Consider the following 21,581-nt stretch of genomic DNA (forward strand, 5'->3'; position numbering starts at 1 on the left):
GTCGAGGTCGGTCCGGGGGGCGGCGGCGGAGTCGGGGCCGTGGGCGCACGGCCGGGAGCGCCGGATGCGGCGTTCCCGCGGTCAGCCGACACGGAGCGGCTCGCCGTCGAGCACCGCGCACAGCGGCTCGGCCATCCGGGCCCGGGACGGCGGGTGGAAGTTCAGGCCCGCGGCCGCCGAGGCCAGGTAGGTGCCCTCGTCGGAGCCGATGAACGACATGCCGCCGAGCGCTTCCAGGGCGGTGGCCGTGGTCCGCGCGATGGCGTCCTGCGCGGCGTAGCGGGCGGTGAGCGCGGAGACCAGGAGGGGTTCGCCCCATTCCGGGGACTCACCCATCGTCCGTGCCACCGCTTCCACCGCGAGCATCGCCGCGTCGACCTCGGTTACGAGCGCCGCGCGCACCGGGGCCGGCGCGCGGCCGTGCAGCAGGACGCGTTCCACCAGGGCGCTCGCCGTGCCCAGGTAGCCCGCAGACATCAGCAGTTCGAACCAGAGGAACCCCGCCACGTTGAGGGAGTCCAGCACCGAATCGGCGGTGACCTCGGTGAGCACGACCATTTGCGGGTCGAGCGCGACGTCCTCCAGGACGACCTCGTCGCTCTCCGCGCCGGCCAGCACGGTGCTGCGCCAGAACGGCCGCACGGAGACCCCGGGGGTGTCGGCGGGGACGATCGCGACCCCGAGCCGCTCGGCGCCGTCCTCGTCCGTCATCACCACCGATGCCGTCAGCAAGTCCATGGAATGCGCGAGGCTGCACGGCTTCTTGCTGCCGTTCAATACGACCTCGCCGCCGCGGCGCTCGGCCCGGATGGCGGGCCGCAGGATGGACTGGCCGGTGCGGCCCTCCGAGAATCCGGAGGCCAGCAGCATCTTCTTGCCGACGATGGCCTCCAGCAGCATCCACTCGAAGCCGGCCCCGTTCTTCGCGGCCTCCACCAGGCTCGCCACGGAGAAGTGGTGCATCGTCGTCGCGACCGCCAGCGACGGGCAGCGAGCGCCGACGGCGCGTTGCAGCCGTACGGCCCGCAGGGGATCGGCCCCGAGCCCGGTGTTCTGCCGCGGCACCAGCAGCCCCGCGCCGCCCGCCTCGCGGAAAGCGGCGACGGCCGGGCTGCCCGGCCGCTCCAGCTCCGCCAGTGGATGGCGGGCGAGCTCGGCGTCGAGGCCGGGAAGCAGTGCTTCCAGTACCGCGCGTTCGGTGTCCAGGAATGCCATGGGTTCAGTCCTTCGCCGTCGTCGTCGCGCCGACCGCGGCCCGCGTACGGGTCGCCGCGGATCCGGCCGTGGTGGTCAGGGGCAGGTCCTCGTACATGCGCAGGCTGAAGGACTCGCGCCGTACCGGGGTCCCCGCCAGGGCCAGGTCGGGGAAGCGGTTGAACAGTCGGCGGACGGCGATGGATCCCTCGAGCCGCGCCAGGGCGGCGCCGAGGCAGTAGTGCGGACCGGCGCTGAAGCTCAGCACCCTGCTCCCGGTCCGGCCCACGTCGAACCGGTGCGGGTCGGGGAACTGCGCCGGGTCACGGTTGGCGGCGGCCAGCACGGTGGTCACGTTGGCGCCGACCGGTACGGTCACCCCGCGGATCTCCGTCTCCTCGGAGGCGATCCGCTCGGTCATCTGGACGGGCGTGTCCCAGCGGAGCGCTTCGTCGACGGCCTGCGCCGCGAGCGCGGGGTCGGCCTTCAGCGCGGCCAACTGCTCGGGGTGGGTGAGCAGGGCGTGGGCGGCGATCCCCAGCATGGCGGCGGTCGTCTCGAAACCGGCGACGAAGGTGAGGATCAGGGTGTCGACGACCTCCTTCCTGCTCAGCCGTTCCTGGCCCACTCCGGTCTCCAACAGCACCGTGGCGAGGTCCTCGCGCGGCTCGACGGTCCGCCGCCGGAGCAAGTCCTCGAAGTAGATCCGGAGTTCGGTCACCGCGGCGTCGGCGCGGGCCCAGTCCTCATCGGTGCGCACCGGCTCCAGCAGTCGGCTGGCGTCGCCGCCCAACCGCTGGAACCGAAGCCGGTCCTCGGCCGGAACGCCGATCAGCTCGCCGACGACCGCGACCGGCAGCGGATACCCCACCAACTCCTGGAAGTTGGCGGCGGAGCCGTCCGCCGTGGCCGCCGCGAAGTCGTCGAGGAGGGAGTCGGTGAGCTCCTCGACCGCCTTGCTCAGAGCGGCTACCCGGCGCGGGGTGAACCCGGCACCGATCAGCCGGCGCAGCCGGGTGTGGTCGGGCTGGTTGGCGCGGAGCATCGAGGCGTAGAAGAAGTCGGCGGCCGGGTGTTCGCGCCAGTCCGGCAGGTTGTCCTCGCACCAACTCAGGTCGGGAGTGCGGAACGAGGTGTCCGTCAGCACGCCCTGGCAATCGGCGTACGTCGTCAGGAAGTAGGTGTCGAGGTCCTTGTCGTAGTAGACCGGAAAGTTCTCGCGCAGCGCCTCCAGCGCCACGAACGGGTTGTCCCGACCTTCCGGTGTGAACAGGGAGAAGAGCAGAGCCTGGGGGTCCAAGGGGGAGTCCTCAGCAGATCGGCGTGCGGCCCGGGATGCCGCGGTGTGCCCGGGCCGCCCCCCGGCAGGGATCTCCGAAGGGGGAGGAAATCCGTGCGGGGGGCGGTGACAAGAGCCTGTCACCGCCCTGCTCGCGCGACGTCAACAGCGCATCAACCGGACGTCAACGGCGCCCGTGCCGGGCCCGGTTCGTAGGGGTGTGCCGCGCCTTCGAGCTGCCGCGCCTCACCCGGCGCCGGGCTGCGCCTCACCGAGGCCGAGTTGCGCCTCACCCCGCCACCGAGCCGCGCCTCACCCGGCGCCGAGCTGCGCCTCGACGTCCGCCGCGTCCGGCATGCCCAGGTCCCGGAAGAGCTGCAACGCCTGCCTTCGGTAGTACGCCGCCTGTCCCGGACGGCCCAACGCGTCGACAGCGTTGCCCAGTTGGGTCAGCGCGCGACCGAGCAGGTACGCGTCACCGTGCAGGGTGGCGACGTCCCGGGCCTCCGTGGCGTGCGCCACGGCCTCCTCGTGCCGGCCCAGCAGGTTGAATGCCTCGGCGAGCCCGCCCAGTACCAGTGCCTCCCGGAAGGTCGATCCCGTCGTGCGCCACAGCCGCAGACTGGTGCGCATGCACGCCAGCGCCTCGTGCCGCTGACCCGTGTACAGCAGGACCTGCCCGAGCGAGCGCAACGCGTTGGCCTCACCGGGGGCGTCGCCGCAGGACCGCGCCAGCGCGACGGCGGTGCGGCCCGACCGTACGGCCTCCTCGGCGCGCCCGGTGGCCAGTTGAGCCAGTCCGAGGAAGCCGAGGGTGACGGACTCGCAGGCCGGGCTGCGCGGTTCCAGACTGAGCGGAAGCGCCTCGGTGAGGAGGCGCACGGCCGTCGGGAAGTCCCGTCGGGCCAGAGCGCAGCCACCCAGGGCGTTCAACGCGTGAGCGAGCAGCGGCCACCGCTCCTCACGGCGGAACACATCGGCCGCGGTGCGCAGGTGCGGCAGGGCGCGGCCCATCGCGAAGCGGATGGCGAAGGAACCGCCCAGCATGAAGTGCGCGATCCCGCCGGCGACCGCGTCCTGAGACCGCTCCGCCGCCGCCAACACGGCGCGCGCGGCCCGTTCCAGGTTCCGGGTACCGGTGCTGTCGCGCCCCAACGGATCGGTGGCCAGCAGCAGGTGCGCGCAGATCGCGGCCGGCACCTCCGCGAAGCCGGCGGCCTGTTCGACGAGCGTGAGCAGGTGCAGCCGTTCGTCGTCCAGCCAGGTGGTGGCCTCCGCCGGTGAGGCGAACCGGCGCTCGTGGCGCGCGCCACCGCCGGAACGGTCCGCGGACGCCCGCGTCCGGGAGCCGGTCTCCGCGGCCGGTGCGTCGCCGGCGGGGAACGGGTCGCCGGCGGTCGCGGCCCGGTAGGCCTCGCGCGCCATGTCGGTGTAGGTGTCCAGCAACCGCAGCATCGCCGCTCCGCGCCGGGCCGCGGGCACCTCCTCGGCTCCGGACGTCCGGGCGAACAGGCGCAGCAGGTCGTGGTAGCGGTAGCGGCCCGGCGCCGGCGACTGGAGGAGGCTGGCGTCGACGAGTGCCTCGCACAGGACTTCCGCCTCCCCCCGGGGCCGGTCGAGCAGCGCGGCGGCGCTCATCCCGCCCAGTTCCGGAAGGTCGGGCAGGGCCAGCAGCCGGAACGCCCGCAGCTGCTCCGGGGTGAGCAGCGCCGTACCGAGCCGGAAGGTGGCCTCCACGGCGCCCCCGTCGCCGCTGAGCTCCGCCAACCGCCGCCGCTCGTCCGCGAGTCGCCGGGCGGTCTCCGCGACGGACAGGGCCGGGCAGCCGGCCATCCGGGCCGCGACGACGCGGAGGGCCAGCGGCAGCCGTCCGCAGTCGGCGACCAGGGCCCGGGCGGCCTCCTCCTCACGTCGTACGCGTTGCTCCCCGACGAGCCGGACCAACAGGTCCAGGGCCACACCGTCGGCCAGCTCGTCCAGGTGCACCAGGGTCGCGCCGCCCAGGTTGCCGAACCCGGTGAGCCACGTCCTGCTGGTCACCAGGAGACCGCAACCGGGTCCGGTCGGCAGCAGATCGCGGATCTGGTCCAGGTCGCGGGCATTGTCGAGGACGAGGAGGACGCGCCGGTCCGCGAGCAGCGCGTGATGGAGTGCGACGCGCTCGGCGGTATCCGCCGGGAGCTGCGCCGGTGTCACCCCGAGGGCCCGCAGCAGGTCGCCCAGGACCTCGTGGGGATCGGCCGGCCTGGCGTCCATGCCGCAGAGGTCGACGAAGAACACCCCGTCGGGGAAGCGCGAGGCCGCCTCGTGCGCCACGCGCACGGCCAGAGCCGTCTTGCCGACGCCGCCCATCCCGCTGATCGCGCCCAACGCCGCGACCGAACCGCCCTCCAGGACCTGCCGCAACCGCGCGACCTCCGCGTCACGCCCGACGAGGTCCGCCGGGTCGGGAGGCAGGCCCAGCGCCGATGAGGTCAAGGCCGTGGCGGTCGGTACGGGGGCGGTCGCTGCCGGCGGGGGTTGACCGGCTCCCGAACCCTGCTCCCGTGCCGCCGCGTCGACCGTGACGACCGGTGGGTGCTCGGTGCTCGCCGGCCCGGCGGCGTCGTCGTCCAAGGCTCCCGGACCGGCCAGGATGCGCCGGCGTATCCGGTCCAGTCCCGCCCCGGCGCCGGCTCCGTCCGCACCCCGCAGGGCTTCGTGGGCGCGGTCGTGCACGTCCAACGCCTCGGTCTGACGCCCGGTCTCGTACAGCGCGGTCATCAGGAGTTCCTGGAGCCGTACGCGTCGCGGGTGGGCCTGCGCGGGCCCGCGCAGCTCCTCCACGGCCCGTGCGTGGCCCCCGAGCAGCAGCGCCACCTCCCACCGGTCCTCCAGGACCGCCAGCCGTCGCTCGCGCAGCGCGGAACGCTGGGCGGCCGCGAACGGACCGGGCACCCCGGACAGGGGTTCGTCCCCGTCCCACAGCCCCAGCGCGGAGTCGTACAGCGCGAGGGCGTCACCGGGCCGCCCCGCGAGCACGGCCCGGGCGGCGCTGCCCGCCCGCCGGTCGAAGACGGTCAGGTCCAGGGCGTCGGGCAGCAGGTGGAGGGCGTATCCGTTCGGGCGGGAGACCAGCACCCGCGCCGTGGTGCGCGGCGCCCGCCCGGGTTCGACCACGCGGCGCAGGGCGGCGACGTGGCCGCGCAGGGCCCCGGGCGCCCCACCGGGAGCGGCGTCGCCCCAGACGGCGTCGATGAGGGCCTGCGTACTGCCCCTTCGGCCGTGGCGCAGCAGCAGAGCGGTGAGCAGGGCCGCCGCCAGGGGCGGCCGTACGTCCGTCTCGACCCCCGCGCTGCGCACGCGCAGCGGACCGAGCACCCGGAAGGACAGGGCGGGCGGTGGCGGATCAGAGGCGTGGAGCGGGGTGGCGGCGGGACGGTGAGCGGCAGACATGGGGGAGCTTCTCCAGCGGGGGTGTCGGAAGGGACAGCGACGGGCTTGCCGTCGCACGCGGGGACCGGTCGGGGTCGGGGTCGCGGTCGGTCTCGCGACGCGGAGTGCGCGGAGCGAGGCGAGGTGCGACGGGCTGTGACGAGGTGCGGTGGCGGCGCGGGGGGTACGGGGCGCCGCGCACGCGGCGTCGCCCGGCGCGCGGTGGCACGCCGAGCGGGTACGAGGGCCCACGGGCGGACGGGCGGACGGGCCCGCCCGGGTCAGGAGGCCAGGCCCTCCCGCAGGCCGCGCGGCGGCCGGAACGACCGGCTGCCGAGGCGGGTGTCTGCCCCGTCGGCGGCGAAGAGCATCGCCACGGGCCGGTCCCCGTCGGCGCGCGGAGCCGGTTCGTCCCGGTGGACGGACACGGCGAACTCACGGAGCAGGCCGTGCACGTGGTAGCGGCCGGGGTGCGTGGATTCCAACCAGCTGCGGTCCACCAACTCCTCGCACAGGGCGCGGGCCTCGTCCGTGGGGACTCCCAGGGCCGGCGCCACCGCCGTCGGCCCGAACCGGCCGTCCGGCTCCCGCAGCAGTGCCACCCGGGCGAACACCGACCGCAGCGGAGCGGGCAGGCATCGGTACTCCCGCTGGAACGCCTCCCGCACGGAGAGGTCCGCGATACCGAGCACGGTCAACCGGTGGCGACCGCGCAGCGCGCCCACCACCGAGGCGACGGCCCACGCCGGCCGGGTGGCGAGCCGCATCGCCGCGATCCGCAGGGCCAGCGGCAACCCTGCGCAGAGGTCGACCAACTCGGAGCAGGCCTGGGGTTCCGCCGCCACGCGGTCCGCACCGATCGCCGTCTCCAACCAGGTCAACGCCTCGGCGCGGCAGAGCACGTCCAGGTGGGTGTGGTGGGCGCCGGCGAGACCGGACGGCCGGGTGGTGCTCGTGATGAGTACGGAGCAACCCGAACCGCCGGGCACCAGGGCGTCGACCGCCGCCGGATCCGCCACGTTGTCCAGGACCACCAGGACGCGACGCTCGGCGAGGTCCGACCGGTAGAGCGCGATCCGGTCGGCCTGCTGCTCGGGCACCGCCCGGCCGGCGTCCCCGAGCGCGCGGAGGAAGGACTCCAGGACCGTGGCCGGCCGCACCGCACTGCCGTCCGGGGCGCGCAGGTCGGCGTGGAGCTGGCCGTCGGGGAAGTGGCCACGTACCCGGTGCGCGGCGTGCACGGCGAGCGCGCTCTTGCCCGTGCCGGTCGAGCCGGACACGACGACGACCGGAGCCGGTCGGGCCGCGCCCGGCGCCGGCGGGCCCGTCCGCACGCCGGTCAGCGCGCCGGTCAGCCGCACGAGCGCCTCGCCCCGACCCGTGAAGTCGGCCAGATCACGTGGTAGTTGGGCCGGCCTTCGGAAGCCGTCCGGCGCCGATCGCAATCCGGGCCGCGGGGTGCCACCTGCGGGGGTCGGGGCGGCGGGCCCCTCGCACGGCCCCTCGCAGGCCGACGCTCCCGCGGTCAGGTCGCTTCCGGTGGCGCGCCCGCCCGGACCGCCCGCGCCGCCGACACCGCCCGCGCCGCCGACACCGGCCGCACCGCTCGTACCGCCCCGGCCGCTCGTACCGCACGCGATGCCCTCGGCCATCGCGGCCATCTCGCGGCCCGGGTCGATCCCGAACTCCGCCGCCAGCAGCCGTCGCGTCCGCTCGTGGACGGCCAACGCCTCCGCGTCCTGCCCGCTCAGCACGTACGCCCGCATGAGCAGGGCGCCCAGTCGCTCCCGCAAGGGATGGTGCTCGGTCAACGCGCGTAGCTCAGCCAACGCCGTTATGTGGTCGCCCAGTTCCACGTCCAGGGTGAGGCGTGACTCCAGGGCGGCGAGCCGCAGTCCGGCCAGCCTGCTCCGCTCTGCCTCGATACCCGGGCCTCCCAACTCGGTCAGGGGCTCGTCCCCCCACAGGGCGAGAGCGCCGCGCAACAGCACCCGCGCCTCCTCGGGCCGGCGCGCCGCCCGGGCGAGTTCGGCGGCTGCCGCGTCCCGCTGGAACAGCCCGAGGTCCACCGCCTCCGGCGCCACCCGCAGGGCGTAAGCACCGTGTTCGGAGACCAGCACCCGCGGCCCGTCGCCCGCGGGGTCCGGAGTCTCGATCTCCTTGCGCAGCCGCGAGACGTACGTGCGCAGCGAGCCCACGGCGCGGGCCGGCGGCAGGTCGCCCCAGATGTCGGCGACCAGGGTGTCGACCGGCGCCGGCCGGCCCTGGCGCAACAACAGCAGTGCCAGCAGGGTCCGCTGCTGGCGCGAACCCAACTCCAGTTCCCGCGGACCGCGCCAGGCCCGCAGGCGGCCGAGCAGCGTGAACCGCAGGGATATCGCGTCGGTGTTCATGTCGTGCCCCATGCCCTCGTACTTTCCGGCCCGGCCCCGCCGGGCCTGCTCCTGTGCCCCGCGGGGAAGGAGTGCGAAGTGTCGTGGGAGGTCAACCCCATTGACCCCACGAACACCCGGTGAGCCGCGCCGCATTCGGCCGGGACATCTGCCCCCGGCTGCGCGAAACCCTCCTGAACAGGAGTTTCTCCCATGCCCGGGAAGTGGACGGCCTAGTTCGGCCACCGGCGCGCCGCCCGGGGGCGCGGGCGCTCGGGCAGCCCGCTTCCCCGCCCCGCGGGCGCCCGGGCGGGGTTGCCGTACCCAGCCGGGCCGGCGTGGCGTTCCGTGACCGTAGCCCCGCCGGCCGCGCCCGCCCCAGGGGCGCGCCGCCGGGGCGCGGAGGTCGGCCGGATTCTTGCCTCCGCCCGACCGGTTACCGAGAGTAAGGAGCCTCGGGCCGCGCGCCGGCCGTCCGTTCGGTCCTCGACCGGCGTTCGGGGCAGGTCTTCAGGACCGTCCTCGTGTCACGATGGACAGGTGATCGAACCGCGTACGTTGACGAAGTCGTGGCGCCGGGGTGACGCCTCCTACCTCTCCCTCTGGTCCAAGGATTCGGTGCTGTCGATCGGCTCGGTGGGCTCCGTCCTGTCGATCGGCTCGGTGGGCTCGGTGCTTTCCGTCGGCTCGGTGGGCTCCGCCCTGTCCGCCGCCTCCATCGGGTCCTCGCTCTCCCTGCTCTCCACCGCGTCCTGGCTCAGTACGGGCTCGCTGCTGTCCGCGCGGTCCCGCTGGTCCGTCCTGTCCTGGCGTTCGCGCGACGGGTTCCTGGAGGCGGGCGTCATCACCGCGACCGCCGTCGCCGCGCTCGCCCTGCGCGCCGGCCGGCGGCCCGGCGGGGGCGGCGTGTCGCGGACCGGATCCGCCGCGCGCGGGGGGTGACCGTCGGGCGGCCCGACGTCGGACACCGCACACGAAGTACTCCGTGGGAAACAGGACCGGCCCGGTGCGACCGAAGTCGCCCGGGCCGGGTCCTGGTACGGGGCTCGCCGTGCGGTGGCGAGGGGGGCTTTGCCCGTGGTGCCGGTTCAGACCCGGCCGCGCCAGGCGCCGGTGGCCTCACCGCGGTTTTCGATGAAGTGCTTGAACCGCCGCAGGTCGCCCTTGACCTGGCGGTCGACGAAGCCGAGCTTGTCGCCGATGTTCTCCGCCATCCCCTCGGGGTCGAACTCCATCCGCAGCGTGACCTCGGTGTGGGACGGGTCGAGCGGGCGGAAGGTCACCAGGCCGGCCTGCTCGGTGTCGCCGCCGACGGAGACCCAGGCGACCTTCGTGTCGGGGATCTGCTCCGTGATCTCCGCGTCGAACTCCCGCTCCACCCCGGAGATCCTCGTCTTCCAGTGGGTCAGGGTCTCGGTCCGCTGCTCGATCGTCACCACACCGTCCATGAACTGCGGGAACGATTCGAACTGCGTCCACTGGTCGTACGCGGTACCGACCGGGACATCGACGGCGATGGATTCCTTGACCTGCGACATGGTGGACCCTCCTGGTCACGGCTGCGGGGTAGGGGCGCCGGCAGCAACGCTGCTGCCCGCCTTCGGCGCGCCTGCCCCGAACCGGGAGTCGGCACTCCCCGAACACGCGGACTTCCCGCATCCCGCCCGCATCCCGCCCGCATTCGCCCCGCTCGGCCCTGCCCTGCCCTGCCCCGCCCCGCCCCGCTCCGCGTCCGCCCGTCGCGTCCGCCCGGTCAGGCGGGGATGTCCACGACTCCGACCGGGGCCGTGGTGGGCCCGGTGGACCCCGCGGCCGACTCGACGGTCACGCCGACGGCCGTCGCCTGGTCGACCGCCCCGTCCAGGAGCTTGATGTGCCAGTTGCCGCCCCCGGCCAGCGTGCCCGCCGAACGGGTGGTGCCGTCGTCGTCGTACCAGAGCGCGTACACCTGGTCGGCGGGCAGTTTCGGCAGGCCGGTCGCGATGAAGGCGGCCCGGCTCTCGCTGCGGGAGACGATGACGCAGCCGGTGGCCCCGTCCTCGAAGCGCGCGGCGCTGACCCGGGCGTCCGGAGCCGCGAGTACCTCCGCCAGCTCCCGGGCGGGGCCCGCGGGACGGGACGCGGACAATCCGGCGCGGGCCTCCTCGGCCTCCTGGTGCTGCCAGAGGGCGATGCCGCCGAAGGCGGCCGCGGCGACGGCGCAGCAGGCGAGGGCCCACCGCAGCCGCCGCACCCGGCCGGGCGGCCGAACCGGTGCGCCGGCCCGCCCCACGGGGGCACCGGGGGCGTGGGACGGCGCCGGACCCGCGGCGGTGGGGGCGTCGGCGGCGGTCTCCTGCGGGGTACGGGCGATCCGCTCCAGCACGACGGCCCGCGACCGCGGAGGCGGCGCCACCGGCGGCGATGCGCACAGGTCCGCGACGACGGGAGCGAGGGCGGCGGCCTCGCGGCGGCAGGACACGCAACCGGCCAGGTGCCGGGCGAAGGCGGCTTCCTCATCGGGCGGCATCGCGTGGAGCAGGTAGGCCCCGAGGGAGGCGTGGGGGTCGGGGGCGATGCTCATCGGGACGCCTCCAGACAGCCGCGCAACCGGTGCAGCCCGTCGCGCAACCGGGATTTGACCGTCCCCTCGGGCGCCTCCAGGGAGCGGGCCACCTCCCGGTAGGTCATCCCCTCGTAGAAGGCCATCCGTACGGCCTCCTGCTGGGGCCCGCTCAGCGCGTCCAGGCAGCGCCGCACCCGTGCGTACTCGTCCCGTCCCTCGACCTCGTCCGCGACCTCGTCGAAGGGCGGCAGCAGGTTCAGGAGGGCCGCCTTCTCCTCCCGCACCACGCGCGCCTCCGCCGAACGCACGCGATCCACGGCCCGACGGTGGGCCAGCACCAGCACCCAGGCCTTCGCCGTCCCGATCTCCGGACGGAACCGGGCTGCGGTCCTCCACACCTCGACCATCACCTCCTGGGTGACCTCCGCGGCCTGGTCCTCGTCCCGCAGGACCCGGCACACCACGCCGGTCACGGAGGCGACCAGCGCGTCGTAGAAGGGGGCGAAGGCCTCCGCGTCGCCCTGGGCGACCCGCAGCAGCAGGGCGTCCGGCCCGTCGTGGGAGTCGGCGCTCACACCGTCCGAGCTCACACCGTCCGAGCTCACACCGTCCGGGCTCACCGCCCTGTCCGTGCTGTCCGCCATCTGGGGTCCCGTGCTCCTCGGGTGCGTGCGTCGGTTTCCGATCCCATCACCGTTGTGGACCGGGCGCATCCGGAGAGGACGGGCAACACGCCGACGAGGGCCCGCGGTGCGGGCCCTCGTCCAACCATGCGTCCTGCGGGTGGAAGCAACCGCTACCAGCGGTGCTTGTACGAGCAGTCCCAGTGGCCCTTGACCCACTGCTTGTCCCACTGGCCGGGGACGTAGACCCACTTCCAGTGACCCTGGTTGCCCCGCTTGGAGTCGCCGTGGCCCCCGTTGCGGTCCCGGTCCCGGTCCCCGTTCCCGTACCCGCTCCAGTTCCCGTTGCCGTGGTTGTCCCAGTGGTTCTTGACCCACCGCTTCTCCCAGTGGCCCTTGACCCACCGCTTGTCCCAGTGGCCCTTCTTCCAGACGCACCGCTCGCCGCGGTCGCCCGTGACGGACGCGGACACGGTCTGCGTCGCGGCGGGCGCCGCCATGGCGGGGGCCGCGGCGCCGAGTGCCGCGCCGCCGACCAGGATGCCGGTCGAGGCGACGGCCACCGCCATGTGTCTGACACGGATGGGAACGGACATGGATCCCACCTCCTCGCCCTCACCGCGGTGAGAGCAGTGGTTGATGTGACACATGTAGTTCGAAGCCGGCGGGGGGCGTGGATGGGATGGATTAGCCCGTCTTTTGTGGATGTGTCCGCCGGTGGACGGGGGCCGTCAAGAGCGTGCCGGGGGCCCGGAGCCCGATGTCAGGGGCGGGTGAGTTGGCCGGTGAGCTTGCCGTGGAGGTCGGCGCTGAGGTCGTTCAGGCCCGTGATCTCGACGGTCTTGCCGCGCTGTGCGTACTTCGCCCCGATCGCGTCGAGGGTGGCGACGGACGAGGCGTCCCAGATGTGGGCGGAGCTCAGGTCGATGACGACCCTGCTCGCGTCGGTGGCGTAGTCGAACCGGCCGACGAGGTCGTTGGAGGAGGCGAAGAACAGCGCACCGGTCACCCGGTAGACGACGGTGTCGTCATCGGGCCCGGCGGCGGCCGTGACGTCGGCGAGGTGAGCGACGCGCTTGGCGAAGAGCACCATGGCGGTGATCGACCCGAGCACGACGCCGACGGCGAGGTTGTGGGTGGCCACCACGGCCGCCACGGTGATGACCATGACCGCGATCTCAGCCGCGGGCATCCGGGCCAGGGTCCTCGGGGCGATCGAGTGCCAGTCGAAGGTCGCGAACGAGACCATGATCATGACGGCGACGAGGGCGGCCATCGGAATCTCGGAGACGACCGGACCGAACACGACGCACAGCACCATGAGGAACGCGCCCGCCAGGAAGGTGGACATCCGGGTGCGGGCACCGGAGACCTTCACGTTGATCATCGTCTGGCCGATCATGGCGCAACCGCCCATACCGCCGAAGAACCCGGTCACGATGTTGGCGATGCCCTGGCCGATGGACTCGCGGGTCTTGCCGGAGTGCGTGTCGGTGATGTCATCGACGAGCTTCGCCGTCATCAGCGACTCCATCAGCCCGACGAGCGCCATGGCGACGGCGTACGGGGCGATGGTGGTCAGGGTGTCCAGGGAGAACGGCACGTCGGGCAGCCCGGGCACGGGGAGCGAGGTGGGCAGGGCGCCCTTGTCGCCGACTGTGGGCACCGCGATGGCCGCGCCGACCGTGATGGCCGTGAGGACCGCGATCGACACCAACGGCGCCGGGACCGCGGTGGTGATGCGGGGGAGGAACACCAACAGCGCCAGGCCACCGACGAGCAACGGGTACACGGCCCAGGGCACGTCGCGCAGTTCGGGGATCTGCGTCATGAAGATCAGGATGGCCAGGGAGTTGACGAACCCGACCATCACCGAGCGCGGGATGAATCGCATCAACCTCGCCACGCCCAGCGCCCCGAGGGCGACCTGGAGGACGCCGGCGAGGATGACGGCGGCGATCAGGTGTCCGAGGCCGTGTTCCCGGTTCAGCGGCGCGATGACCAGGGCGACGGCCCCGGTCGCGGCGGAGATCATCGCCCGCCGACCGCCCACGACGGAGATGACCACGGCCATCGTGAACGAGCTGAACAGACCGATCGCGGGATCGACCCCGGCAATGATCGAGAACGAGATCGCCTCGGGTATCAGCGCGAGCGCGACGACCAGGCCGGCCAGCACCTCGGTGCGCCACACCTTCGGATCGGACAGCCAGTCGGGGCGCAGGCCGCGCAGGCGCGCGGCAGGGGAAACAACCGCAGCAGCAGAAGGCAAGGAGGTCGAACCTGTCGTGCTCGGGCACGCCCCGTCGACGGGCCGGGCCGTGCTGATGGAAGCGGAGGGTCGGATCGGCCCCCTCGATCGGCAGACGTGGGGTAGCAAGCCGCTCGCGCCGACCATGAACCGTACCCCAGCGGGCACGGGCGGCCGTGCTGATGCCGACGTTGTCCGGCGACCGCGTTCGGCCCGTGGTCAGGCCGTGGCGGGCCGGGTGGCTTCCGCACTCAGAGCGCGGCCGGGCCGTCGAGCGGGACGTCCAGGCGTTCGGCCAGGGTGGTCAGGGCCGCCCCGAGGGGAAGCTCGACCCGGGCGACGGCGTACCGGTCGCCCCGCGTCGGGTCCCGATTGACGATCACCACCGGCTTGCCGGCCTGGGCGGCCTGCCGGACGAACCGGAGCCCCGACATCACCGTCAGCGAGGAACCCAGCACCAACAGCGAGGACGCCTCGCCGACCATGGCCCGGCAGCGCTCCACCCGCTCCGGGGGGACGGACTCGCCGAAGAACACGACGTCCGGCTTGAGGACGCCGCCGCACCGCGCACAGGGCACCACGCGGAAGTCCCCGACCTGTTCGTCGGTGAGGTCGGCGTCACCGTCCGGGTTCATTCCGGCGGCCACGGGGTCGTAGCCCGCGTTGACCTCCTCCAGCCGGCGGGCGAGATCGCCGCGCGAGCCGAGGTCACCGCAGGACAGACAGACGACCCGGCCGAGGTTCCCGTGCAGTTCCACGACGTCCCGGCTCCCGCCCGCCTGGTGCAGACCGTCCACGTTCTGCGTGATCACACCCGAGAGCAGACCGTGCCGCCCGAAGGCGGCCACGGAGCGGTGACCGGCGTTGGGCCGGGCCCGGCCGAACGTGCGCCAGCCGAGGTGACCGCGCGCCCAGTACCGGCGCCTGGCCTGAGCGCTCGCGGTGAAGTCCTGGTACGTCATCGGGGTGTGCCGCCGCAGGCTCCCGCCCTCACCCCGGTAGTCGGGGATGCCCGACTCCGTGGACATGCCCGCCCCGGTGAGCACCAGCACCCCGCCGGTGCGCAGCACGTCGGAGACCGGCTCCAGATCCGTGATGCCGGGCGCCAGGCCTTCGGTGGGGGTCCAGCTCAGTGTGGGGCGCATGCGCATGCCGCCAGGGTACGGAACGGGCCGCACCCGCGCACGGGGCCGGGGCGTCGGGTCCCCGTGCGCGGGTCCGGCGGGTGCGCCGTGCCCGGCCGGTGGGTCAGGTCATTGGGGTGAAGTCCCGCGAGGCGATGAAGGACGGCCGTCGGATCGGCGCCGCGAACGGCTCCATCGGCAGGTTCTCCACGCTGTTGAACACCAGGAAGACGTTGCTGCGCGGGTAGGGGGTGATGTTGTCCCCGGAACCGTGCATCGCGTTGCAATCGAACCAGGTGGCCGTCCCGGCCGCCCCGGTGAACTGCTGGATGCCGCAGGCGGAGGCGAACCGCGTCAGGGCCTCGGGGGAGGGGGTTCCGGCATCCTGCATCTGCAGCGACTTCTTGTAGTTGTCCTTCGGCGTCGCACCCGCGCAGCCGAGGAACGTCCGGTGGGACCCCGGCATGATCATCAAGCTGCCGTTGGTCGGGTGGTTCGGCGTGAGGGCGATGGACACCGAGACCGTCCGCATGCGGGGCAGGCCGTCCTCCGCGTGCCAGGTCTCGAAGTCGGAGTGCCAGTAGAAGCCGCTCGCGCCGAAGCCGGGCTTGGCGTTGATGCGGGACTGGTGGACGTACACGTCGGAACCGAGGATCTGCCGCGCCCGGTCCACGAGCCGCGGGTCGGCGGCGAGCCGTGCGAACACCTCGCTGATGCGGTGGACCTCGAAGACCGAGCGGACCTCGCCCGAGCCGGGCTCCACGATGGCCCGTTCGTCGGACCGTACGTCGGGGTCCGACACCAGCCGGTCCATCTCGGCCCGGTACTGCTCGACCTCGTCCGGGCCGATCAACTGCTCGGCGGTGACGAAGCCGTCGCGTTCGAAACCCTCCAACTCGCGTGCCCAGAACGGTCCGGGGGTACCGGGCTCGGACCACACGACGGGGTCCTTGCGTCCGATGAGGACTTCTTCGGAGCCCCGGGTGGGGTACAGGTCGGCGAGGGTGCGTTCGGTGGCAGTGAGCATGGCGTTGCTTGCCTCTCCTCTCGGGTTCGGTGGGTGTGGACCGGGTCGGGAACGTCAGACCGGATCCGGTTCGGTGAGCAGCGGGTACACGCCGTTCTCGTCGTGGTCCTCACGGCCGGTCACCGGCGGGTTGAAGACGCACAGGCAGCGGAACTCGCTGATGACGCGCAGGGTGTGCCGCTCGTGGCCGTCGAGGACGTAGACGGTGCCCGGCGTGATGGTGTGCTTCTCGCCGGTCTCCTCGTCGGTGAGTTCGGCCTCGCCCTCGACGCACACCACCGCCTCGACGTGGTTCGCGTACCACATGGACGTCTCGGTGCCGGTGTACAGGACGGTCTCGTGGAGGGAGAACCCGACGCGTTCCTTCGCCAGGATGAGGCGCTTGCTCTCCCAGGTGCCGGACGCCGCCTTGACGTGGCGGTCGGTGCCCTCGATGTCACGGAAGGATCGGACGATCACGGTGGTGCTGCCTTTCGTGGTGTCGGGTGCGGTGGCGTCAGGCCGTCTCGCGGACGGACCGCGCGAGGATGTCGAGGCCCTCGTCGAGCTCGTCCGCCGACACGGTGAGCGCCGGCAGCAACTTGACGACCTCGCTCTCCGGCCCTGACGTCTCGATGAGCAGGCCGTTCTCGAAGGCCCTGCGGCACACCTCGGACGCGCGTTCCTTGCGGGTGAACTCGAGGCCCCACACCATGCCGCGACCGCGGTAGGAGGCGCCGTCCCGCTCGTGCTCCGCGCAGAGGTCCATGAGGGCCCGCTCGATGCGGTCGCCCTGGACGCGGGTGCGTTCGCGCAGGACGCCGTCGCGCCAGTACGTCTCCAGCGCGGCGGTCGCCGTGACGAAGGCCGGGTTGTTCCCGCGGAACGTACCGTTGTGCTCGCCCGGCTCCCAGATGTCGAGCTCGGGCTTGAACAGGCACAGTGCCATGGGCAGTCCGTAGCCGCTGATGGACTTGGAGACGGTGACGATGTCGGGCGTGATGCCCGCCTCCTCGAAGGAGAAGAAGTCGCCGGTGCGGCCGCAGCCCATCTGCACGTCGTCGACGATCAGCAGCATGTCCCGTCGGCGGCACAGGTCGGCGAGGGCGCGCAGCCACTCCGCGCGCGCCACGTTGACGCCGCCCTCGCCCTGGACGGTCTCCACGATCACGGCGGCCGGGTTGTTGAGACCGGAGCCCTGGTCCTCCAACAGCCGCTCGAACCACAGGAAGTCCGGCGTCCGACCCCCGAGGTAGTTGTCGAAGGGCATCGGCGTGCTGTGGACCAGCGGAACGCCGGCGCCGGCGCGTTTGAAGGCGTTGCCGGTCACGGCGAGCGAGCCCAGGGACATGCCGTGGAAGGCGTTCGTGAAGGAGACGACCGCCTCACGGCCCTTGGCCTTGCGCGCCAACTTCAGCGCTGCCTCGACCGCGTTGGTGCCCGTGGGGCCGGGGAACATCACCTTGTACGGCAGGGCGCGGGGGGCGAGGACGGTGGACTGGAAGGTCTCCAGGAAGGCCCGCTTGGCGGTCGTCGACATGTCCAGGGCGTGCGTGATGCCGTCGCGCTCGATGTAGTCGAGCAACGCCCTCTTCAACACCGGGTTGTTGTGCCCGTAGTTGAGCGAGCCGGCGCCGGCGAAGAAGTCCAGGTAGCTGCGACCGTTCTCGTCGTGGAGGCGGCTGCCCTGCGCGCGGTCGAAGACGACGGGCCAGGCGCGGCAGTAGCTGCGCACCTCGGACTCGACGGTTTCGAAGACGGTCGGGATCGGTGCTGTCGTGGTCAAGTGGACCTCTCCTGTGGTGTGTGGTGACGGGTGAGTGGTGTACTGCGGGCCGACCTACGTGGTCAGTGGCTCGCCAGGGGTGCCGATGCGGTGGAGCACCTCCGCGTCGTGGTGCCCGGCGCCACCGGGGAAGTGCTCCTCGGCGAAGAGGACCTTCCGGGCGACGCGCGCACCGTGACGTTCGGCGTAGGACGCGAACAACCGCTCCGACGCGGTGTTTCCCGGACTGATGGTGGTCTCCAGGACATCGAGCGCGTGCTCGGCGGCGACCCGTTCGGTGAGGTGGTCGAGCAGGTACCCGGCGATCCCCTTCCCGCGGACCGCGGCGTCCACGCCGACCTGCCAGATGAACAGCGTGGCCGGCGCGTCGGGCCGCAGGTACCCGGTGACGAAGCCGACCGCCCGGCCGTCGCCGTCGCGTGCGACGGCCGAGCTCGCGGCGAAGTCGCGACACCACAGCAGGTAGCTGTAGGGCGAGTTGACGTCCAACGTCTGCGTATCGCGGGCGATGCGCCAGAGGTCGGGGCCGTCGGAAACGTCGGGCCGGTCGGCCCGGATTCCGGGTGGGGGAGTCGGGACGGGATGTCGGGGACGGGTGGCCAGATCTGGATGGGCGGCGGTCATGCGGGCCGAAGCTACCGACCATCTGCCCAAAAAACATGCCCATATGGGGTTCCGGACGCCGTACGTCCGTGTTATCCGGCGTTGTCCACGATGCGGACAACCCCCTCAGAGGCCCTGAAGGAAAGACCCATTCATCGGCATAAAACACCCCAAAACTTCAAAAGGTCACGAGATCATAACGTCTTTGCCCTGTGCCATATTTGCGGTGTGAAAGCCGCGACATTCGGCCGTCCCCCCGTTTCGGCTGGGGGGAACGGGACATGTGAGTGGGCCCCCTCGACCGCGCGGCCGACCCGCACCGCCACCTGGGTGCCCGCCCGCGCGTCGGACCACTGGGTATCCCGAACGATCAGGCGGTACAAAGGGGTATGACCGAGGAAACGCGCCCTGCGGATCCCCCGTGTGCCGCGAACGCCACCGAGAACGCCGACGACATCCACGCCGGACCGGCCGTCCACGCCGGACGGACCGTCCACGCCTCCGACGAGGTGGACGAGGTCCGGGACGTGACGCACGCGGTCCTGGCCGCCTCCGACCTGCTGGTCTCCATCTCCGCCCGAGCCCTGGCGGCCGCCGGGGACGGCGTCACGCCCGCACAGTTCCGGATGCTCGACGTCCTGGTGGCACGCCGACACGTGAAGCTGGTCTCCCTCGCGGGTCTGATGGAGGTCAACCCGTCGACCGCCATGCGCATGGTCGACCGGCTGATCGCCGCGGGCCTGGCGGACCGCAGACCCAACCGGGAGAACCGACGGGAGACGGTGCTCACCGCCACACATTCCGGCCGGCGCCTGGTCGAAGCCGTCACGGCCCGCCGACGGGCGGAGACGTCAGCCGTCCTCGCGCGACTCGACCCCGCCGACCGCGCCGCGTTGGTGGGCACCCTCGACGCCTTCGCCGCCGCCGCGGCCGGGCAACCCGGGCGCCGCAGCCCCCGATGACCTCGCGGAGCCCGCCGCCGCAATGGCCCGTTCACCCGGCGTGGCTGCGCCCGGGGCTTCCCTCCCGACGTCACGATGCCCCAAGGCGTTCGTCGGCCGGACGCGGGCACATCCCCGATCGCAGGGTCAGGACCGAAAGACGGCTCTGAGCCCGCTCCTTATCCCGTGGCGCCCCGGGAGTGGTGCGGGCAGAGTGGGCGGGATGAGAGACAGTTCCGGTCCTGCTCCTGTGGACCTTGATGACCGTCAAGCGGTTGAGCACGTCCTGGGGCGTCCCTTGAATCAGACGTGGCCGACGGACGCCCTGGCGCCGGGCAGCCGCGTCAGGGTCGTTCGCGCTCAGGACTGGGACGGGCCTTGGGAGGTGGAGTTCACCGGCGCGATCGACGCCATGGGAGCACCCGATCCCAACGAGCAGGCCCGGGCACTCGACGGCGAGTTGCTGTACTGGGTCGCCTTCGACACGCCGCAGCGCGACAGCGCCGGCGACGGCCCCTACCGCAAGGCCCAGATCTGGGGCCGCCACCTGAGGGCCGAGCCGGCGCCGGAAGCGTAGGGTGGCCGCGACTCCGTCCCGCCACAGGGGCCCCCGGCCCGTTCGCGGTGTCCGGACCCTTGGAGGGTGCGTGGCAGGATGGGTTCATGCCGGCCATCGGAACGACCGCCATCGTGATCGAACTACCGCCCGCCGATGCGTTGTTGCAGGTGGCCGTCGGCGTGCGGGCGAGCCTCGTACGGCCTGGGCTGCCCGCTCACGTGACGGTGATGTACCCGTTCGTGCCCGTCGCGGACCTCGGCGACGACACCGAGCGTGAGTTCCACCGGCTCACCGGGTCGATCCCGGCGGTGGACCTACTGCTGCGCGAGTTGGTGGCCGAGCCCGGGTTCGTCGCGGTCGAGGCGGCCGAACTCGCCCCGACCGTAGCGACGTTCCGGAACGCGTGGCCGGACCTGCGGCCCTACGGCGGACGCTACGGCGAGTCGCCCACCGCCCACCTCACCGTGGCACTGGGCTGCGACGAGGCGGAAGCCCGACGTGTGAGTGACCGGGTACGGGAACTCCTGCCGCTCCCGGCCCGCGCGGAGGCGGCCCACCTGGTGGCCCTGACGGACCGGGGTTGGCAACGGAGGACCACGGCGCGATTCGCCTGACACCCCGCCCCCGGCCCGGCGCGCCGGCGCCGCCGGTGTCGGGCGCCGGTCCGCGTCTCCCGGATCAGGATCCGAGGGTGGTGAAGAAGGCGCGTACGTCGGTCACGAACGCCTCCGGCTGCTCCAGCGCGAGGAAGTTGCCGCCCCGCTCGAGTTCGGTCCAGTGGGTGATGCGGTGGTCCCGCTCCGCGAAGCGGCGGATGGCGACATCGGTGCCGAGCGCGACGGCCACGCCGGTCGGGACGGTGCCGCGCGGCTTCGGAGCCCAGGCGCCCGCGTCGTGGCCGGCCTCGTAGTAGAGGTTCGCCGAGGAGCCGGCCGTGCCGCTGAACCAGTAGACGCTGATGTTCGTCAGCAGCCGGTCGCGGCCGACGGCGTCCTCGGGGAGCTCCGCCGCGGGATCGGTCCATTCCTTGAACTTCTCCGCGATCCAAGCCAGTTGACCGACGGGGGAGTCGTGCAGGCCGTAGGCGAGGGTTTGCGGGCGGGTGGACTGGATGGCGTTGAAGCCCATCCTGTCCTGCTGGAAGGCCTCCAGCCGGGCCAGTCGCTCCTGCTCGGGCCCGGTCAGCCCCTCGAACTCGGCCGGGTCCCCGGAGGGGAAGGTGATCAGCCCGTTGACGTGCACGCCGATCACCCGGTCCGGCGCCCGACGCCCCGTCTCCGCTGCGATCCAGGCCCCGCCGCCGGTGCCCTGGACCCCGTACGCGTCGTACCCGAGCCGCTCCATCAGCTCGACGAACGCACCGGCGATCCGGCCGGTGTTCCAACCGGCCTCGCCGAGCGGGCCCGAGAAGCCGGTACCGGGCGTCGAGGTGACGATGACGTGGAAGTCCCGGGTCAGCGGCCGGATGACGTCCACGAACTGGACGAACGAGCAGGGCCAGTCGTGCACCAGGAGCAGGGGGACGGCCGCCGGGTTCTGCGAACGGACGTGCAGGAAGTGGATGTTCTGGCCGTCGATCTCGGTGGTGAACTGCGGGAACTCGTTCAGTTCCGCCTCCGCCTTGCGCCAGTCGAAGCCGTCCGCCCAGTACGCGGCCAGGTCCTTGAGGTAGTCGGTGGGCACGCCACGGGTCCAGCCGACGCCGGGGATCTCGCTGCCCCAGCGGGTGCGCGCCAGCCGGTCCCGCAGGTCGTCGAGCTCCTCCTGCGCGATGTCGATGCGGTACGGGTGGATCCGGACGTCGGTGTCGCTGCTGTTCTCCATGGGTAAGACGTTAGTCTCGATATAGGCACGGTGCCTTCCTAATCACCTCACAGGCTTGGT

The 21,581-nt window shown here is 72.7% G+C and carries 19 protein-coding genes; 4 read left to right on the forward strand and 15 right to left on the reverse strand.

Annotated features, from left to right (window positions below):
- Positions 1-81 precede the first annotated feature (81 nt).
- The 4 genes from ACFY0I_RS10545 to ACFY0I_RS10560 all read right to left on the reverse strand — a co-directional run bounded on the left by ACFY0I_RS10545 (position 82) and on the right by ACFY0I_RS10560 (position 8,280).
- Positions 82-1,215, reverse strand: a complete 1,134-nt coding sequence (locus ACFY0I_RS10545; protein WP_388892896.1) for an acyl-CoA dehydrogenase family protein — start codon at positions 1,213-1,215, stop codon at positions 82-84.
- Between the two features lie 4 nt (positions 1,216-1,219).
- Positions 1,220-2,494, reverse strand: a complete 1,275-nt coding sequence (locus ACFY0I_RS10550) for a cytochrome P450 (protein ID WP_388892898.1) — start codon at positions 2,492-2,494, stop codon at positions 1,220-1,222.
- A gap of 291 nt (positions 2,495-2,785) precedes the next feature.
- Positions 2,786-5,908: a BTAD domain-containing putative transcriptional regulator gene (locus ACFY0I_RS10555; protein WP_388892900.1), complete on the reverse strand. Its 3,123-nt coding sequence runs from the start codon at positions 5,906-5,908 to the stop codon at positions 2,786-2,788.
- A 260-nt stretch (positions 5,909-6,168) separates the two neighbouring features.
- The gene (locus tag ACFY0I_RS10560) at positions 6,169-8,280 is read right to left on the reverse strand and encodes a BTAD domain-containing putative transcriptional regulator (RefSeq protein ID WP_388892902.1); all 2,112 of its coding nucleotides are present in this window, start codon (positions 8,278-8,280) and stop codon (positions 6,169-6,171) included.
- Between the two features lie 522 nt (positions 8,281-8,802).
- On the opposite strand from ACFY0I_RS10560, the gene ACFY0I_RS10565 reads away from it, so the two are divergent.
- Positions 8,803-9,201, forward strand: a complete 399-nt coding sequence (locus tag ACFY0I_RS10565; protein WP_388893566.1) for a hypothetical protein — start codon at positions 8,803-8,805, stop codon at positions 9,199-9,201.
- 146 nt (positions 9,202-9,347) lie between these two features.
- Here ACFY0I_RS10565 and ACFY0I_RS10570 read toward each other — a convergent pair whose 3' ends face one another.
- From ACFY0I_RS10570 to ectA, 10 genes are all read right to left on the reverse strand, one after another.
- Positions 9,348-9,797, reverse strand: a complete 450-nt coding sequence (locus ACFY0I_RS10570; protein WP_388892904.1) for an SRPBCC family protein — start codon at positions 9,795-9,797, stop codon at positions 9,348-9,350.
- A 215-nt stretch (positions 9,798-10,012) separates the two neighbouring features.
- Positions 10,013-10,822, reverse strand: coding sequence for an anti-sigma factor domain-containing protein (locus tag ACFY0I_RS10575; protein WP_388892906.1), 810 nt, complete (start codon positions 10,820-10,822; stop codon positions 10,013-10,015).
- Positions 10,819-11,448, reverse strand: a complete 630-nt coding sequence (sigK, locus tag ACFY0I_RS10580; protein WP_388892908.1) for an ECF RNA polymerase sigma factor SigK — start codon at positions 11,446-11,448, stop codon at positions 10,819-10,821. Before sigK ends, ACFY0I_RS10575 begins: the two co-directional genes overlap by 4 nt.
- Before the next feature lie 152 nt (positions 11,449-11,600).
- Entirely contained in the window at positions 11,601-12,023 is a 423-nt protein-coding gene (locus tag ACFY0I_RS10585; RefSeq protein WP_388892910.1) for a hypothetical protein, read from the reverse strand.
- Positions 12,024-12,190: 167 nt separating this feature from the next.
- Complete coding sequence (locus tag ACFY0I_RS10590; RefSeq protein ID WP_388892912.1) at positions 12,191-13,699, reverse strand: SulP family inorganic anion transporter; 1,509 nt, start codon at positions 13,697-13,699, stop codon at positions 12,191-12,193.
- A 230-nt stretch (positions 13,700-13,929) separates the two neighbouring features.
- Entirely contained in the window at positions 13,930-14,829 is a 900-nt protein-coding gene (locus tag ACFY0I_RS10595) for an NAD-dependent protein deacetylase (RefSeq protein WP_388892914.1), read from the reverse strand.
- 97 nt (positions 14,830-14,926) lie between these two features.
- Positions 14,927-15,829 carry an ectoine hydroxylase gene (gene thpD / locus ACFY0I_RS10600; protein ID WP_388892916.1) on the reverse strand — a complete coding sequence of 301 codons (903 nt, stop codon included), beginning with the start codon at positions 15,827-15,829 and terminating at the stop codon, positions 14,927-14,929.
- 54 nt (positions 15,830-15,883) lie between these two features.
- Positions 15,884-16,288 (reverse strand): ectoine synthase, encoded by a 405-nt coding sequence (locus ACFY0I_RS10605; RefSeq protein WP_281204309.1) that lies wholly within the window; start codon positions 16,286-16,288, stop codon positions 15,884-15,886.
- Positions 16,289-16,325: 37 nt separating this feature from the next.
- Entirely contained in the window at positions 16,326-17,594 is a 1,269-nt protein-coding gene (gene ectB / locus ACFY0I_RS10610) for a diaminobutyrate--2-oxoglutarate transaminase (protein ID WP_388892920.1), read from the reverse strand.
- 54 nt (positions 17,595-17,648) lie between these two features.
- On the reverse strand, positions 17,649-18,218 hold the full coding sequence (gene ectA, locus ACFY0I_RS10615) for a diaminobutyrate acetyltransferase (RefSeq protein ID WP_388892922.1): 570 nt from the start codon (positions 18,216-18,218) through the stop codon (positions 17,649-17,651).
- Between the two features lie 368 nt (positions 18,219-18,586).
- Between ectA and ACFY0I_RS10620 the strand changes: the two genes are divergently transcribed.
- The 3 genes from ACFY0I_RS10620 to ACFY0I_RS10630 all read left to right on the forward strand — a co-directional run bounded on the left by ACFY0I_RS10620 (position 18,587) and on the right by ACFY0I_RS10630 (position 20,311).
- Positions 18,587-19,159, forward strand: coding sequence for a MarR family winged helix-turn-helix transcriptional regulator (locus ACFY0I_RS10620; RefSeq protein ID WP_388892924.1), 573 nt, complete (start codon positions 18,587-18,589; stop codon positions 19,157-19,159).
- Positions 19,160-19,436: 277 nt separating this feature from the next.
- Positions 19,437-19,715, forward strand: a complete 279-nt coding sequence (locus tag ACFY0I_RS10625; protein WP_388892926.1) for a ferrous iron transport protein A — start codon at positions 19,437-19,439, stop codon at positions 19,713-19,715.
- Positions 19,716-19,801: 86 nt separating this feature from the next.
- The gene (locus ACFY0I_RS10630; RefSeq protein WP_388892928.1) at positions 19,802-20,311 is read left to right on the forward strand and encodes a 2'-5' RNA ligase family protein; all 510 of its coding nucleotides are present in this window, start codon (positions 19,802-19,804) and stop codon (positions 20,309-20,311) included.
- A 64-nt stretch (positions 20,312-20,375) separates the two neighbouring features.
- On the opposite strand, the gene ACFY0I_RS10635 is transcribed toward ACFY0I_RS10630, so the two are convergent.
- The gene (locus ACFY0I_RS10635; protein ID WP_388892930.1) at positions 20,376-21,521 is read right to left on the reverse strand and encodes an epoxide hydrolase family protein; all 1,146 of its coding nucleotides are present in this window, start codon (positions 21,519-21,521) and stop codon (positions 20,376-20,378) included.
- Positions 21,522-21,581 lie beyond the last annotated feature (60 nt).

This window comes from Streptomyces sp. NPDC001568 (genome assembly GCF_042893755.1).
Classification (GTDB): domain Bacteria; phylum Actinomycetota; class Actinomycetes; order Streptomycetales; family Streptomycetaceae; genus Streptomyces.

Coding starts and splice junctions, on each gene's coding strand:
- ACFY0I_RS10545 (WP_388892896.1), bottom strand. CDS start 1,215: ATGGCATTCCTGGACACCGAACGCGCGGTACTGGAAGCACTGCTTCCC.
- ACFY0I_RS10555 (WP_388892900.1), bottom strand. CDS start 5,908: ATGTCTGCCGCTCACCGTCCCGCCGCCACCCCGCTCCACGCCTCTGAT.
- ACFY0I_RS10560 (WP_388892902.1), bottom strand. CDS start 8,280: ATGAACACCGACGCGATATCCCTGCGGTTCACGCTGCTCGGCCGCCTG.
- ACFY0I_RS10570 (WP_388892904.1), bottom strand. CDS start 9,797: ATGTCGCAGGTCAAGGAATCCATCGCCGTCGATGTCCCGGTCGGTACC.
- ACFY0I_RS10575 (WP_388892906.1), bottom strand. CDS start 10,822: ATGAGCATCGCCCCCGACCCCCACGCCTCCCTCGGGGCCTACCTGCTC.
- sigK (WP_388892908.1), bottom strand. CDS start 11,448: ATGGCGGACAGCACGGACAGGGCGGTGAGCCCGGACGGTGTGAGCTCG.
- ACFY0I_RS10585 (WP_388892910.1), bottom strand. CDS start 12,023: ATGTCCGTTCCCATCCGTGTCAGACACATGGCGGTGGCCGTCGCCTCG.
- ACFY0I_RS10595 (WP_388892914.1), bottom strand. CDS start 14,829: ATGCGCATGCGCCCCACACTGAGCTGGACCCCCACCGAAGGCCTGGCG.
- thpD (WP_388892916.1), bottom strand. CDS start 15,829: ATGCTCACTGCCACCGAACGCACCCTCGCCGACCTGTACCCCACCCGG.
- ectA (WP_388892922.1), bottom strand. CDS start 18,218: ATGACCGCCGCCCATCCAGATCTGGCCACCCGTCCCCGACATCCCGTC.
- ACFY0I_RS10620 (WP_388892924.1), top strand. CDS start 18,587: ATGACCGAGGAAACGCGCCCTGCGGATCCCCCGTGTGCCGCGAACGCC.
- ACFY0I_RS10630 (WP_388892928.1), top strand. CDS start 19,802: ATGCCGGCCATCGGAACGACCGCCATCGTGATCGAACTACCGCCCGCC.
- ACFY0I_RS10635 (WP_388892930.1), bottom strand. CDS start 21,521: ATGGAGAACAGCAGCGACACCGACGTCCGGATCCACCCGTACCGCATC.